Source organism: Aquiflexum lacus (genome assembly GCF_015476655.1).
Classification (GTDB): domain Bacteria; phylum Bacteroidota; class Bacteroidia; order Cytophagales; family Cyclobacteriaceae; genus Aquiflexum; species Aquiflexum lacus.
Genome location: NZ_JABFHF010000002.1, coordinates 342,396 through 357,434, shown reverse-complemented (window position 1 = coordinate 357,434; position 15,039 = coordinate 342,396). Strand labels below are relative to the sequence as shown.

Genomic DNA, 15,039 nt, shown 5'->3' with positions numbered 1-15,039 from the left:
CTATTGCAAAATAATATTTGGATCAATACTTGACTTTAAACACAATTCATTTCGACCGTAGGGAGAAATCTATAAACCTGAAGGCAAAACAGATTTCTCCTTCGTCGAAATGACAAGGAAAACCTTTTTCCAGTCCTAAGGCGTCTATTCATATTCTATCGTTTCGTTCTCTTTAATCATATTCCTCATTAGCTACGGAAAAGTCGTCTCAAATCTCACGTTATATATCTTTCTTCTCCAGAAATGTAATCGGCACGAACTCCTCAATAATTCACCTTCAATTCCTTCACTTTGGTCGGCAACCAAACCTGCATTTCATTGGCACCACGATTGGCCCAAGTGTAATAAGGAATAGCAGTGATTTTTTGTTTTTTGGTGAGTACACTATTTCCATCTTCAGCCACTGTCACTACATTGACATCACCCTGAATAGCCATCACTTTTTCCTGAAGAACTGTATACTCTACTGCCTCAAAACTACTGTTTTCAGGTACGACGATATTCCAAGCTTTTCCTCCATTATCTGCACCTTCTACACAATAAACCATTGGACCTCTTTGCAATGCAATCCTATCCTGATTGGCCTCTACTTCATTTCTTGACCTGATTTTCCTGACTTCCATAGGTAGTTTGTAAGTGATGACATCTTCCATACTCCACTTCCTGTCAATGGTAATATATCCGTTTTCGAGATTATGTGGCACAGGTCTGCCGTTCAGCATTACCGAATAAGTCATTTTGCTTTTTCCTTCAAACTGGTACAATCCACCAGGTACGGCTTCCTCCCTTGCCCAACCCGGCAACCTCATTTTCAATGCATATTGAGTCTTTTTTGGGGGATTCATGGTAATTGTAATCTCACCATCCAAGGGATAATTGGTACTCATTTCAAATGGAACCTCAACTTTACCCATTTGAAAAGTTGTACTGCTCCCAATAAATAGATTGACCCAAATGGTATTCTCAGAAGTGGCGTAGATATAATCACCGACTGATGCCACTAAACGTGAAATATTGGAAGGACAGCAAGCTGTACCAAACCAAGCCCTGCGGGAATGTTGTCCATTGGAAGCCAAGGGATTTCCATAAAAAAAGCTGTCCCCTTTCAAGCTCAATCCATCCAGGGCCGCATTGTACAGACTTCGTTCCAAAACGTCCACATATTTGGAATCTCCTTCCAAGGAATTCATTCTTTGGTTCCAGAAAACCATACCTACCGAAGCACAGGTCTCACTGTAGGCCCGCTCGTTGGGAAGGTCGTAATCCACTGAAAAACCCTCATTGCTGCCCGAAGAACCTATTCCTCCCGTGATGTACATGTTTCTATGAACTACATCCTCCCAAACTGTCTTCATGGCATCCATATAACCATCATCTTTTTTGGCGGCACCTACATCGGCAGCACCGGTATACATATACATGGCCCTGACCGCATGACCTGTAATTTCTTTCTGATCTTTGACAGGGACATCATCTTGGGCATATTTTGGCCCCCAATGTGGATTATTCCAAATCGCACCTACACCATGTCCCCTACCCCTTTGGTCCAAAAACCAATCGGACAATTCCAGATACTTTTCCTCATCGGTGACTTTATACAATTTGACCAAAGCCAATTCTATTTCCTGATGGCCAACAACCCAAGGGGTATTGTTTTGTCTGAATTGCTGATCGATATGGTCAGCCATTTTGATCCCCACATCCAATAATTTTCTTTTTCCGGTGGTCTGATAATAAGCCACGCCAGCTTCTATCAAATGCCCTGCACAATAAGCCTCGTGTTTGTCCATGTCTTTCCACCTGCTTTCCAATCCGGTCAAGGTATAGAAAGTATTGATATAGCCATCTTCTTCCTGGGCAGCGGCAATTTTATCAATCCACTCATCCGCTTTTGCCTCCAAATCAGTATCTGAATGGTTTTTCAAAGAGTAAGCAATGGCTTCCAAGGCTTTGTAGACATCACTGTCATCGTAATAAATCCCCTCATGCTTTTCATTTGCCCGTCTTGCTGCTTTTTCGAAATTACGGATCCGACCGGTTTCCACCTCTGTTTGTTGGATGCAGACCTGTAAAGTGGTATTGGCTACTTTTTCCAGTTTTGGCTTCCAAAAACTGTCTGTGATGGTAACTTGGGAAAAGCTGACAGGCTCAAGCCTTATCAAGTCAGATTGAGCATTTAGCGGGCCAATGCCTAAGGTTATGACAGTTAGAATGAAAAGCTTTAAAGTCCTCATAGGTCTGTATTTTGGGTTTGATTTTAAAAGGTAATAAAGTTCGATCTTTCATGCATCATTTTTTATTTGGACTGCGAATTTTGGGGTCAATTGTATCAAAGGCTTATCCTTGTCTTTTCGACCATAGGTCTTGTCCGCCGTGGCGGAAGAAATCTATTTACCCGGGAGGTTCAGACCTCTCTTGTCGTTCAGGTGACATGGGAAGATCATATTTAACTCTTCGTCCCTTTTAATAAAACAATAGGGTATTACTCCTATAAATCCTATTGCGTAAAATCCTGCTAATCCTTACATTTAGAATAATCCTAAGGTAAAACCTAATCATATTGAAATTCAATTTTCTGTAATCGCCCTAAAGTAATTCCGTAATGCCAAAACCTTATTTTAAGTTATATCCACTTACCTCTGCTTTATTATTACTATTGATGGCATGCCTTTCCTGCCAAAGGTCTGCTAATGACTCCATGGAAAGATCTTTGGGGAATGCAATTCAGACTTTTGAATTAGAGGATGGATTTCAGATTGAACTGATAGCAGGGGAACCTTTGATTTCGGATCCTGTGGATATGGAAATTGATGAGTTTGGCAGAATGTATGTCGTGGAAATGCATGGGTATCCTTTGGACTTGAGTGGGAGTGGAAAAATCAAACTGTTGTCTGATACCAATGGGGATGGCAAAATGGACCAAAGTACAGTCTTCGCTGAAAATCTGGTTTTGCCAACAGGAATACTTCGTTGGAAAAATGGACTATTGGTCACCGACCCGCCACATGTTTATTATCTGGAAGACAGAGATGGAGATGGCAAAGCGGATATCAAAGAGATTGTCTTAACGGGTTTTGCAGTATCCAACCCCCAACACAATGTCAACAGTCCAAGATTAGGTTTGGACAATTGGATCTATCTGGGGCATGAACCTGCGGTATCGACCAACACCTTTCAGGATCTGTTAGGTGACAGGGGCTCTGAAGTTCATTTCCCCTCAAATCATGAAGTAGTTCGATTACCCCAAAACGCAGGTGGCAGAAGTGTAAGGTTTCGTCCTGATAGTTTTGAATTGGAAGTTTTGGCAAGCCGTACTCAATTTGGACATACTTTTGATAAATGGGGTCATCGCTTCGTCATCAATAACAATAACCATATCATACAAGATGTCATTCCTGCAAGGTACCTCAACCGAAATCCCTATCTGCTGGTTTCACAGAGCACTGAATCCATTTCTGACCATGGAAATGCCGCGGAAGTTTTCCCCATCACCAAAAATCCCGAGCATCAACTCCTGACTGATTTGGGAGTGATGACATCTGCCTGTGGCATCACAGCCTATCTTGGCGGATCTTTTTCCTCAGAATATGATAAAGCGGTTTTTATTGCCGAACCTGTCAGTAATATCCTTCATATAGATTTACTTTCTGATAATGGGACACTCTTCAAAGCCAGTCGCCAACATCCTGAAAAGGAATTTCTTGCTTCCACAGATTCCTGGTTCAGACCGGTCAATATGTATATCGGTCCTGATGGCGCGCTTTACCTCCTTGATTATTACAGACAGTATATCGAGCACCCTGAGTGGATGGCTGAAGATGTCGTGAATTCAGGAGCATTGTATAATGGTACTGACAAAGGAAGAATTTACAGAATCACGCCTAAAGGAACAAAGCCTTTGGACTGGTCCAACAAATTGAAGTTGGGAGATTTTACTGATCAGGAACTGGTCGAGAAACTCGCTGATTCCAATATTTGGTGGAGAAGAAATGCCCAGAGACTTTTGGTGGACAGGAAAATTTCAGAGATTCCAAAAGAGTTATTTGAAATGGCAAGTAATATTCAAAAGCCTGAAGGTAGGGTTCATGCCTTGTGGACTTTAGAAGGTCTTGGTAAAACAAACCCGGAACTCATTATCCCTGCATTTCAGGACAAAGAGGCGGGAGTACGAAAAAACGCCATTCAGATTGCAGAACTTCATTTGTCTAAATACCCCGAAATGGAAACTGCACTGCTTCAAATGGTTTCAGATAGCTATCCCAAAGTTCGCTTTCAGCTGTTATGCACCCTGGGATTTTTGAAAAGTGAAGCAGCTTCCAAGGCCCGGGAAAAATTACTTTTTGAAAATATCGAAGACGAATGGATGCAAGTAGCTGCTTTATCCGCCCCATTTGAGGACAACAAAACTTTAATGCAAGCCTCCTTGGCCAATTATGATATCAATATCCCTGCTTATGGTACGTTGGTGCAGCGATTAAGTGCCATGACAGCATACAGTTTGGATAAAGATGCCATCCTGGATTTAATCAGCAAAGGCACAAATACCAACTCAGTACATGAAAGTCACTGGCAAGCACCACTTTTGAATGGCCTGGCCCAAGGACTTCAAAGTAAAAATATTGATCGATCAACATTCCGACCTGCTGAAAATATGCTTTTGACTGCCTGTTTTGAAAATCCATCACTTCAGGTCAGACAGGCATCTTTAGAACTTTTAAAAGCATTAGGGGTAACTGAATCTCCGCAGTCAAAAATCTTAAAAGAAAAAGCCAAAGCTATCGCGGCAAATAAAGGCCTCTCTGAACAGGAAAGAGTCATTGGAATCAATTTCCTTTCCCTTTTTAATTCAGAGGATAACAAAACTTTTTTCGAAAGTCTGCTAAAGCCCATTGAACCAAATGAGGTGCAGTTGGTAGCGCTTAAGGCAATAAGTCGAATTCCTGATACCTCAGCAGCTGAATTGGTGGTGGAATTATGGCCTTCATTTACTCCAGTAATCCGGGAAGAAGGTTTGAATATTTTTATGGTTAACAATGACAGGATCAGCATTTTGTTGGATGCCATGGAAAATGGAATCATCCAACCTAACAACCTTGGGTGGCCGAGAAGTGTGAGGTTGATGAACAATTCCAATATTCCCCTTCGTACCCGTGCCAGATTACTGATCAACAGTGAAGAGAAAAGTAACGAGGAAATCCTGCAACAATATCAAGCCAGTCTGACATTAAATGGAACACAATTAAAAGGTCAAACTGTATATCAGGAGAATTGTGCCATTTGCCACAAGATGGGACAGGATTTGGGGATGGCATTTGGTCCTGACCTTGCTACCATGAAAAACAGAAGACCGGAAAATATCCTCAGTGACATACTTCTCCCCAATCTTTCCATTGCAGATGGCTATGACCTTTGGTCGGTTGAAATGCAAAATGGAGAAAATTTACAGGGATTGATTGCTTCGGAAACTCCAACTGCAATCCTTCTTAGATTTGCTGGAGGTCAAGAAAGAAGTGTAGCAAGACAGGATATCCGGTCCTTAACAGTGATGGACATTTCAGCCATGCCTTCACTTGAAAGCAATATCAATCCTCAGGAAATGGCTGATTTATTGGCCTTTATTCTTAAAATCAATTAACCCCAATCTTTAACTCCAACACGATTGACATGAAATCTAACCATATTCTCATTCAAATCTTATTTCTCTTTGCGTTTGTAAATCAGACTTTAGCTCAAAGCCAAAAATTTCCCTGGCCTGAAGGGAAGAAGATGGCGCTCAGTTTGAGTTTTGACGATGCCCGGGCCAGCAATACGAGTTTAGGAATTCCTCTTTTGGATGAATATGGCATCAAAGCAACTTTTTTTGTGATTCCTGCCAGTGTGAAAAAAGACCTGAACAACTGGAAAAAGGCTGTAGCTAACGGCCATGAAATAGGAAATCATTCCATTTTGCATGCCTGCAGTGGAAATTTTGTCTGGGCAAGAGAGCGGGCATTGGAAAACTATACCCTAGATAAAATGAGGGCGGAGTTGGTTCAGGCGAGTAATGAAATCGAAAAACTCCTGGGTGTTGTTCCCCAAGTGTATGCCTATCCCTGTGGGCAGAAATTTGTTGGAAAAGGAATTTATACCCAAAGTTTAGTCCCCTTGATTTCGGAGATGTTCTTGGCAGGAAGAGGTTGGATGGATGAAGCCCCCTCCGACCCGATTTATGCTGACTTGGCGCAATTGACCGGTATGGAAATGGATCAAAAGGAATTTGAGGAAATATTGCCTTTGATTGAATCTGCTTCCAAAAACGGGCAATGGCTGGTACTTGCAGGACATGAAACAGATCATTCAGGAAATCAAACAACCCGCCTGAATATGCTGAAAAAACTGGCAGCATATGCCAATGATCCTTCCAACGGCATCTGGATCGCTCCAATTGGTACGATCGCCAAGTATGTAAATGAAACAAGGCTTGCTATTGCCGACACCATGAATATTCCCCAACTGGTCAGACCATCCAAAGATGGACAATTGCGGCTAACCGCTGAAAATGGCAGGGGAATTGGCCCTGCCATTCAATATATGCCGGAGTGGAAAGCTTTTGGCTGGTTCACCTCCAATGATAGCGTGGAGTGGGAGGTGGATGTGCCAATGGATGGAAACTATGAAGTCTGGCTGGATTGGTCAGTTTCTGACAAGGAGGCCGGAAAAGAATTTATCATTACTGCCGGAAAAGAAAAGTTGCTGGGGATAGTTGGAAAATCAGGTTCATGGGAGACTTTTCAAAAAAAATCCATAGGAACAATCCAATTGAAAAAGGGATATGGAAAAGTAACCTTTAAATCCAATCAAGCTTTTGAAGAGGATGGGGCGATCTTGGATTTGAGAGAGCTTACTTTGATCAGGAAAGACTAAATGATGATCATTTTTTATTCCAAGTAATTGGTTTGAAAACAATCTGAGTGTAATTGTCTCTTTCGTACAAAATGCCAACCGTATTTTGGTCTATGTTTACCAAGTCACTGTAAGCAGTCCAGGAAGATTTTTTTGGATCAGTTGTTCTGTCTACCAAGATGGATTTCGACCAGGTCTTTCCTTCATCGTAGCTGATTTTGATGGTCAGGTTATTCCTGTGATTTGGGTCCGCAGCATTGGAATGTGCAAGTACCGTGTTCCCATCCTTCATACCAATCGGTAAAATAGAGGCCTGACAAACGGGGTCAGGAAGGGATTCTTCAAAATATGCTGTATCCCAAGAAGTACCACCATCGCTGGAATAAGCCAATATCCTATTTCGGATATCACCTCTTTGGTTCCGAATGCTCATAATCATCCTATTGTCAGACAATTCGGCAGCAATGGATTCATTTGAGCCTGGGAAGGTAATGGATTCAGAAAGTTGAAAAGTTTTACCATGGTCATCTGTGAAAAATCCATGGGCCTGATATTCTTCGAAATTATCCTTTGGAGGACCGACGGAATGATTGGCTGCCACGAATATCCTCCCTTTGAATTTCCCTTCCTGAAACTGAAAAGCATGTCCGGGTGTATTGGCATAATGCCTCCAATCTTCTTTGAAGTTATAATTGGGGTTAAATTGAGGATTGTTTGGTCGGTGTGTTTGTAAGGTGATGTTGACAGGATCTTCCCATGTTTTCCCCAAATCAAATGATTTCATCATCCAAACTTCTCTGACACCCTGATTCATTCTTACTTCATACTCGTGGTTGTTTCCTGTATTGAAAAACAGGTAGATCACACCTTGGGGATATTTGGGGTCAAGGAGATCCACCACCGGAGCGGGATTACCAGCTTGAAGGGAGTCATAATCTACCAGCATCTTTAAAGATGACCAAGTCTTTCCTTGATCCATGCTTCTTTTCATCACCAGATTGATATCTCCAAAATCATCTGTCCCATGAACTCTTCCTTCTGCAAAGGCCATAAGTTCGCCATTGGGCAATGAAATGATGGCAGGAATCCTATAGATGGCATGGCCTTCTTTGCCACCTTCGAATACTATGGTTTCTTGGGCCTTGATTACGAATGCTGCAAAAAGAAATAGAAAGAATGAGCTGAGGAATTTAAAGGATTTAGACATAGATTATGAAATTTAGATAAAAATAAAGTTTTTATTTAAATTCCGTTGCTCATCCAATTCATCCATCTCTTCAAAACTCCTTTTTCCTTGAGGGATTAAATGCTATATTTTGAATACCATCAATTTAATTCTCAAAATTCCATTCCCAAAGATGAAAATTACCTATTGTAAAGATTACTCTTCAATGAGCCAAAAAGCTGCTCAAATAGTGATGGATGAGGTTTCTTGCAAACCTGATTTACTTTTTTGTGCCGCCACAGGAAATTCACCTACAGGGATGTACGCCGGTATGGCTAAGAATAAAGAAATGTTCCATAAAATGAAGGTGGTCAAAATGGATGAATGGGGAATTATCCCACTTTCCCATCCTGATTCCTGCGAAAGCTATCTTCAAAAGCATCTGTTGGGTCCTTTGGAAATTCCCAGATCCCACTACACGGGTTTTGATACTGCAACCAATGTCGTTGAACAGGAGATAGCCCGGATGCAAAACTTTATTTCACAAAATGGGCCTTTCGATATCTGCATCCTTGGCTTGGGAAAAAACGGCCATATCGCATTCAATGAACCGGATGAATACCTGCAACCGGAATTTCACAAAGCCAAATTGGCTGCCCCAACCATACAACACGATCCAGCTTTATCGCAGGGAAGTGAACCTGCTTATGGACTTTGTGTTGGTATGAGGGATATCATGTTGAGCAAAAAAATAATCTTCTTGGTGACAGGAAAAGGCAAACAGACCGCCATTGATCAGATTTTGTCTGAAAAAATCACTACCCAATGTCCAGCATCTTTTCTTTGGATGCATCCCAATGTGGAATGTTTGATTGATAACTCAAGTCTTGAAAAATAATTTTATGGAAAATTTAGAAGAATACAGTAAGCTACCAGGAATCAAGCTTTTTGACCTGAAAGGAAAATCGGCCATTATCACAGGTGGTTCAAAAGGTTTGGGGTTGGCAATGGCCGCAGGATTGGCCTCAGCAGGTGCAGACATCATGTTGGGAAGTCGGAACCTAGATGAAGCCGAGGCTGCCGCAAAGGAATTATCCAATACTTATGGCGTTAAATCCATGGCATTTTCGGCAGATGTTTCGGATCAAAAGCAGACAGAGGCCATGGCCAAAACTGCTATGGATGCCTTTGGCAAGATTGATATTTTGATCAATTCAGCCGGAATCAATATCCGGGGACCTATAGACGAACTAAGCTTAGAAGATTTTTCCAGAGTCATGGATACCAATGTCACCGGAACTTGGCTTTGCAATAGGGCAGTGACCCCATATATGAAAAATGCCAAAAAAGGAAGTATCATCAATTTGGCCAGTACATTGGGAATTGTTGGGCTGGCAAACAGGACGCCATACACTTCCAGCAAAGGGGCCGTGGTCCAAATGACACGGGCTTTGGGATTAGAGTTGGCGCCATTCGGAATCCAGGTCAATGCCATATGCCCTGGACCATTTCTGACAGCCATGAATGTTCCTATTGCAAATACCGAGGAAGGCAAAAAGTTTATCGTTGGCGCTACAGCCCTTGAAAGGTGGGGACAGCTCAAAGAAATCCAAGGCGCGGCCCTTTTGTTGGCCAGTGAGGCCGGTAGCTATATGGTCGGTTCGCTGATAACTGTAGACGGAGGTTGGACCGCACGTTGATTGTTTTCTAATAGAACAGTGTAATAATGAAAATCACAGAAATTGCCGTAAGGGATAAGATCAAAGTACCTAAACTGTGAGTCTTGTTTCCCTGCCGGATGGACATGCCTGAAAGTTGGGTAACTGCCCAGAAAAAACTGTCATTGGCATGGGAAATGGCCATAGCACCGGCACCTATTGACAAGACTGTAAATACCTTCATCGTTTCCGAATCCAAACCCAAGCTCACCAATAAAGGAGCAATGATTGAGGCCGTGGTTATCATGGCAACGGTGGATGAACCTTGGGCTGTTTTCAGGGAGAAAGCAATCAAAAATGGCAGAAATATACCCCAACTGGCTCCGCTCATATTTGCACTGACCAAATCACCTATTCCTGAATTTTGAAGCATTTTTCCAAACACCCCACCTGCCCCGGTAATCAAAATAACAGGTGCTGCTATCCGAATAGCTTCGCCCATCCATCCACTGGCAGATAAGAGTTTGCGGTCAAATTTGGTAGGAAGCGTAAAAGATAAAACTGCCCCCAATAAAAGTGCAATGACTGGACTGCCCACGAATTCAATGATGGAAATCCATTCATAATCCCCAAATGGTTTTGAAGGATACTTTGCGATGGATGCCAATATGATCAGGACAAGTGGAACGATGACCGGAAGAAAGGATTTTGTGGCAGTCGGGGGTTTTGCCGCAACAGTTGTCATATCAATTTCCGCCAATACTGGTTCCAAAGGAATCTTTGATACAAAATTTTTAATAAAAAAGTATGCAGGAATCAGCGCAATCAAGCTGACGATGATCCCCCAAAAGATGATCATTCCCAAATCTGCTTCCAATATACCCGCTGTGGCAATTGGCCCGGGAGTAGGCGGAACCAAAGAATGACTGGCTGTCGCCCCTAATGCAACCGCAATAGTCGTGGCGGCATAAGGAACCTTGCTTTTTAAGGAGAGAGATTTGCTGATTGGATTCAGCATGATAAAGGTACTGTCTCCAAAAACTGGAATGGACAGGATATAGCCACAGATGAGCATGGCTTTGGTGACGGATTTTTGGCCAATCCAAGAGAGTATCTTTTCCGCTATGACCAAAGCCCCTCCGGTTTTTTCCAGGAAGGTCCCCATAATCACCCCTAACAAAATCAATAAACCTATATTTCCCAAAACACCTCCAAAACCATCAGAAATGGATTTTAGAATAAGGTCAGTCGACATCCCTGAAATCAAGCCATACACAATGGCGCCGACAAAAAGCGCTAAAAAGGGATGGATATCAAATTTGACAATGGCCACTAATATCAGTGCCAAGGCGAAGAGGATTGTCAAAAGTATCAGCATTTTGGGTTTATGATTTGGTTTGAAAAGATAGGGTAAATTAAGAAAATAAATTAGCTCTTTAAGCCCTAATTCTTAAAATACCCTTGGATGAACGTATCGATTCTAATCAAATATATCAATTCCGGTTTTTAAAAATTGCCCTGAATGACTGGGGGTTTGTCTTTTTTTCTTTTTTGAATACCCTATTAAAGTGGGTTACATTTTGGAAGCCTACCTCATATGCAATCTCGGACACATCCTTATCTGTTCCAATAAGCCACCTAGCAGCATGTTCGATGCGTAATTTATTGAGGTAGGTGATAAAAGTATGTCCCATAGTCCTTTTGCACCAACTGCAGAAATAGGTGGGAGTCATATGCATCATCATCGCCATGGTATCCAATTCCAAGTGCTCGTGATAATGTTCATGCAAAAACTTCTTTACCTGCTCCATCCTACCCAGTTCTTTGGAAATCGTATTTTGAGTTTGAATTTCAATATTTGATAAACGAACCTTTTCTGAAATGGCTAAAATTTCCAGAATTTCAAAAAGCAAATACAATTGCCGGTTGGAAGTTAAAAACTCAAATTCCATCATCCTTTTGACCAACCCATTATCCGGAGAAGGAAAATGAAAACCATTTTTAGCCTGATTCATAAATTCACTCAGATTTCTTAGTTCAGGAAAAAAGTTGGTCAGGAGAATTGGGAACTGAAAGACCAATGCTTTTTGAATTTTTCCAACTTGTTCTCCTTGGGAAACCCAAGAATGGGGCAAATTTTCACCCAACAATACCAAATCACCTTCTTTAAATGAGCTGATATTATCCCCGACATATCTGATACCCCTACCCTGAATGATATAGGTCAACTCTACTTCAGGATGATAATGCCATTGATGTGGAAATCCCTCAGTTTCCAGTTTCAGAAATTGAAATGATTTCTGAAGGGATAAATCCGGAATCAGTTCGAGTTTTGGTTTCATTGACTTATTTTACTATTATTTTTCAATAACCTCTCTACAATAGTGCAATATACGTTAACAAAAGCATAAAATCAGCTAAATAAAATTCTAGCAACTGTGGTAATTTTGTAAAAAAACAATCGACTATGAACTTTCCCCTTCTCCAAGAAACCTATCCTGTCTCAGACGAAGCCAAGGCTTTTTATCAGGAAAACCGCTTTATCAAGCTTAAAAATGTATTGAGTCCTGAGGTGATCGCCCATTTCAATAAGGTTATCAGCAAGGAGGTGGACAACCTGAACAAGCAGAAAGCGCCTTTAGATGAAAGGGACACTTACGGCAAAGCATTTTTGCAGATTTTTAACCTTTGGAGAGAAAATGAGGAAGTAGCCAAATTGGTCTTGAGCAAAAGGTTGGGACAGATCGCTGCAGACTTGATGGATTGTGAGAAAGTCAGGATTTACCACGATCAGGCATTGTTCAAAGAGCCGGGCGGGGGAATCACTCCCTGGCATGCAGACCAATATTATTGGCCGATCGATACGGACAGGACCATCACTGCTTGGATTCCTTTGCAAGAGACTCCTTTGGAAATGGGGGCATTGGAATTTTCTGCAAAAAGCCATCAGATTGTATTTGGAAGGGAATTGGCTATTGGGGACGAATCAGAGGTTCAGATCAAGAAAAATCTCCGCATCAATAATTTTGAGCATGTCATTGAGCCCTTTGATTTGGGCGAAGTGAGTTTCCATTCAGGCTGGGTATTTCACAGGGCCGGAGCCAATCAAACCGATCAGGTCAGAAAAGTAATGACCATTATCTACATGGATGCCAAATCCAAACTAAAAAACCCCGAGAACGACAATCAGATCAACGATTGGAATACTTGGTGCCCAGGGGCAGAGATAGGGAAGGAGATCAATAGTCCATTAAATCCAATTGTAGCATAAGTAGTAAATATTACTGATAATTAACTTTCAAAAGTATTTTCTCATTTTTGGATATGAAAAAAATCTATCTTCTTATCCTTTGCTCTTTTTTGAATTTTCATTTTTCAATAGCACAGGAATACAAACCCTTTAAACTCCATTCCCACAACGACTACCTTAGAAAGGTTCCGTTTTGGGAAGCATTCGGAGCGGGTTGTGCCTCCATCGAAGCTGACGTGATTCTTCAGGACGGAGAATTAATGGTAGCCCATGAAAGGGCAACAATTAAAAAAGAAAGAACTTTGAAAAGCTTATACCTTTCTCCTATCCAAAAGGCTAAGGAACTTGGTCTAGTAGATGAGTTTGGATTTCACTTAATGATTGACATCAAAACCGAAGCCTATGCTACTTTGGAGGTATTGATCAAACAGCTGAATGAATTTGAACCGATGTTATATTCACCCGCCAATCAAAACGGGTTGAAGATCATCGTGTCAGGAAACAGGCCGAAAGTGGAAGATTATAATGATTATCCCTCTTGGATACTTTTTGATTATCAAAGTAGAACCTTGAATGATCAACTTCCTTGGGAAAAGATCGGAATGGTCAGTTTGAATTTCCGGCAGTTTTCTGTTTGGAACGGAGAAGGAAGTATTGTCGAACGGGAAAAGGAAAAGCTGATTTCCTTTATTCAACAGGTACATAACTTTGGAAAACCGGTAAGATTTTGGGGTACTCCCGATTCACAATCAGCTTGGAAAGCATTTTATGACCTTGGCATAGACTATATCAATACGGACATGCCCTACGAAGCAAATCAATACCTGAGCAATCTGGATAAAAACATATGAAAGCCAATAAGAATTCAATGTACATTTCAAAGTTGCCGATTTCAGTGAATATCTATTAAATCAGTGTCATCTGCGTGCAATAAAATACGGATAAATTAGGCCAGACAGATAGTTTCAGAAAACAGTAGATTCGACCAAATCAATTGTCTTCACTTGTTTGACTCCTATGCCAATTAAGTTAATTTCTCAATTATGTTACCATGTTCCGGCCATTTTTCCAACAATTCCTCAGCACCATACAACTTAAAATCCCTGAAGTCAAAACCGGGGGCAACCATACAGGAAACCAAAGCATAAGAATTCTCCTCTTCCACAGATGAACCAAAAATTACACCTTCCGGAACCAATTGCTGGGGTTGGTGGCCTTCCTGATCAACCGGCCCAACCAATAATTTTTCATACCCATTGTCAGACAAGAGGTGGACAGTAAGCGGGCTTCCCTCATGGTGGAACCATATCTCTTCACCTGCAATGCTGTGGAACTTGGAAACATTTTCTGAAGTCAAGAGGAAGTAGATAGAAGTCATCAATGATCTTTGGCCATTCGGGGTTTCAATAGCTGATTTTGCCCGGTAAGTTTCTGAATAAAAACCTCCCTCAGGATGAGGTTTCATGTTCAATGTTTCAACAAGTTGTTGGATGCGATTCATATGCAAGTGTTTAAAGGTTGAAGATACCATAATTTCCAAAAAAGAACCCAAACTGTTTCCGACTGCATAAGACTCTAAACATGTGGATAACTTTGTGATTTTAACTTTAAAAAAGTGGAAAAATTGTGTGTAAATAAAGTGTGAAAATATTGCTAAGATTACTGGATATATAGTAGCTTTGACTATATCAAGTGAGAGATAAAAGACTGAAAGTAAAATTTCAGGCAATGATCCAAAACTCGTGATGAAAGTGCAAATGGGCTGATACTTCAAAGTTGAAAGTCTGAAATGGTTTACCACAGAAACACTGTAATCAAGGCGCAAAATCGAAAGGTGGAGATTGCTAGAGTTTGAAATCTAATGTTAAGTACTCGGGCAACTGAGGAAAAAGTCACAATAACTGCAGCTTGGCGTAATTTGAGGACTACGGTTTTCAATTTATGGAGCGGGAAAAATTCGAAAGGATTTTTCCCGCTTTTGTTTTCCTACCTACCTGATGCTTAAGCTTCAATAGCCCTTGTGAATAAGATAAGATCTCAAAAAAAGAAAAAAGGGCTATTATAGTCAAATAACATGTATTCCT

11 protein-coding genes are annotated in these 15,039 nt (G+C 41.2%); 6 read left to right on the top strand and 5 right to left on the bottom strand.

Going from position 1 to position 15,039, the window contains the following annotated elements; all coding sequences use genetic code 11:
• Positions 1–263: 263 nt before the first annotated feature.
• Positions 264–2,234, bottom strand: coding sequence for a glycoside hydrolase family 127 protein (locus HMJ38_RS03695; protein ID WP_194973013.1), 1,971 nt, complete (start codon positions 2,232–2,234; stop codon positions 264–266).
• 368 nt (positions 2,235–2,602) lie between these two features.
• Between HMJ38_RS03695 and HMJ38_RS03690 the strand changes: the two genes are divergently transcribed.
• Positions 2,603–5,635 (top strand): PVC-type heme-binding CxxCH protein, encoded by a 3,033-nt coding sequence (locus tag HMJ38_RS03690; RefSeq protein ID WP_228779861.1) that lies wholly within the window; start codon positions 2,603–2,605, stop codon positions 5,633–5,635.
• Between the two features lie 29 nt (positions 5,636–5,664).
• On the top strand, positions 5,665–6,903 hold the full coding sequence (locus HMJ38_RS03685) for a polysaccharide deacetylase family protein (protein WP_194973012.1): 1,239 nt from the start codon (positions 5,665–5,667) through the stop codon (positions 6,901–6,903).
• 7 nt (positions 6,904–6,910) lie between these two features.
• On the opposite strand, the gene HMJ38_RS03680 is transcribed toward HMJ38_RS03685, so the two are convergent.
• Positions 6,911–8,089 (bottom strand): sialidase family protein, encoded by a 1,179-nt coding sequence (locus HMJ38_RS03680; RefSeq protein WP_194973011.1) that lies wholly within the window; start codon positions 8,087–8,089, stop codon positions 6,911–6,913.
• Positions 8,090–8,240: 151 nt separating this feature from the next.
• On the opposite strand from HMJ38_RS03680, the gene HMJ38_RS03675 reads away from it, so the two are divergent.
• Together HMJ38_RS03675 and HMJ38_RS03670 are read left to right on the top strand one after the other, a co-directional pair.
• Positions 8,241–8,945, top strand: coding sequence for a 6-phosphogluconolactonase (locus HMJ38_RS03675; RefSeq protein WP_194973010.1), 705 nt, complete (start codon positions 8,241–8,243; stop codon positions 8,943–8,945).
• Positions 8,946–8,949: 4 nt separating this feature from the next.
• A complete protein-coding gene (locus tag HMJ38_RS03670; RefSeq protein ID WP_194973009.1) occupies positions 8,950–9,747 on the top strand; it encodes an SDR family NAD(P)-dependent oxidoreductase in 798 nt (265 codons plus the stop codon).
• A gap of 7 nt (positions 9,748–9,754) precedes the next feature.
• On the opposite strand, the gene HMJ38_RS03665 is transcribed toward HMJ38_RS03670, so the two are convergent.
• Both HMJ38_RS03665 and HMJ38_RS03660 read right to left on the bottom strand, forming a co-directional pair.
• Positions 9,755–11,083, bottom strand: a complete 1,329-nt coding sequence (locus HMJ38_RS03665; protein ID WP_194973008.1) for a GntP family permease — start codon at positions 11,081–11,083, stop codon at positions 9,755–9,757.
• Between the two features lie 115 nt (positions 11,084–11,198).
• Entirely contained in the window at positions 11,199–12,047 is an 849-nt protein-coding gene (locus HMJ38_RS03660; protein WP_194973007.1) for an AraC family transcriptional regulator, read from the bottom strand.
• A 125-nt stretch (positions 12,048–12,172) separates the two neighbouring features.
• On the opposite strand from HMJ38_RS03660, the gene HMJ38_RS03655 reads away from it, so the two are divergent.
• On the top strand, positions 12,173–12,976 hold the full coding sequence (locus HMJ38_RS03655) for a phytanoyl-CoA dioxygenase family protein (protein WP_194973006.1): 804 nt from the start codon (positions 12,173–12,175) through the stop codon (positions 12,974–12,976).
• A gap of 53 nt (positions 12,977–13,029) precedes the next feature.
• Positions 13,030–13,806, top strand: coding sequence for a phosphatidylinositol-specific phospholipase C/glycerophosphodiester phosphodiesterase family protein (locus HMJ38_RS03650; protein ID WP_194973005.1), 777 nt, complete (start codon positions 13,030–13,032; stop codon positions 13,804–13,806).
• A gap of 173 nt (positions 13,807–13,979) precedes the next feature.
• Here the strand turns inward: HMJ38_RS03650 and HMJ38_RS03645 are convergent, their stop codons facing one another.
• Positions 13,980–14,456 (bottom strand): cupin domain-containing protein, encoded by a 477-nt coding sequence (locus HMJ38_RS03645; protein ID WP_194973004.1) that lies wholly within the window; start codon positions 14,454–14,456, stop codon positions 13,980–13,982.
• Between the last annotated feature and the right edge of the window lie 583 nt (positions 14,457–15,039).

Coding starts and splice junctions, on each gene's coding strand:
- HMJ38_RS03695 (WP_194973013.1), bottom strand. CDS start 2,234: ATGAGGACTTTAAAGCTTTTCATTCTAACTGTCATAACCTTAGGCATT.
- HMJ38_RS03690 (WP_228779861.1), top strand. CDS start 2,603: ATGCCAAAACCTTATTTTAAGTTATATCCACTTACCTCTGCTTTATTA.
- HMJ38_RS03685 (WP_194973012.1), top strand. CDS start 5,665: ATGAAATCTAACCATATTCTCATTCAAATCTTATTTCTCTTTGCGTTT.
- HMJ38_RS03680 (WP_194973011.1), bottom strand. CDS start 8,089: ATGTCTAAATCCTTTAAATTCCTCAGCTCATTCTTTCTATTTCTTTTT.
- HMJ38_RS03675 (WP_194973010.1), top strand. CDS start 8,241: ATGAAAATTACCTATTGTAAAGATTACTCTTCAATGAGCCAAAAAGCT.
- HMJ38_RS03670 (WP_194973009.1), top strand. CDS start 8,950: ATGGAAAATTTAGAAGAATACAGTAAGCTACCAGGAATCAAGCTTTTT.
- HMJ38_RS03665 (WP_194973008.1), bottom strand. CDS start 11,083: ATGCTGATACTTTTGACAATCCTCTTCGCCTTGGCACTGATATTAGTG.
- HMJ38_RS03660 (WP_194973007.1), bottom strand. CDS start 12,047: ATGAAACCAAAACTCGAACTGATTCCGGATTTATCCCTTCAGAAATCA.
- HMJ38_RS03655 (WP_194973006.1), top strand. CDS start 12,173: ATGAACTTTCCCCTTCTCCAAGAAACCTATCCTGTCTCAGACGAAGCC.
- HMJ38_RS03650 (WP_194973005.1), top strand. CDS start 13,030: ATGAAAAAAATCTATCTTCTTATCCTTTGCTCTTTTTTGAATTTTCAT.
- HMJ38_RS03645 (WP_194973004.1), bottom strand. CDS start 14,456: ATGAATCGCATCCAACAACTTGTTGAAACATTGAACATGAAACCTCAT.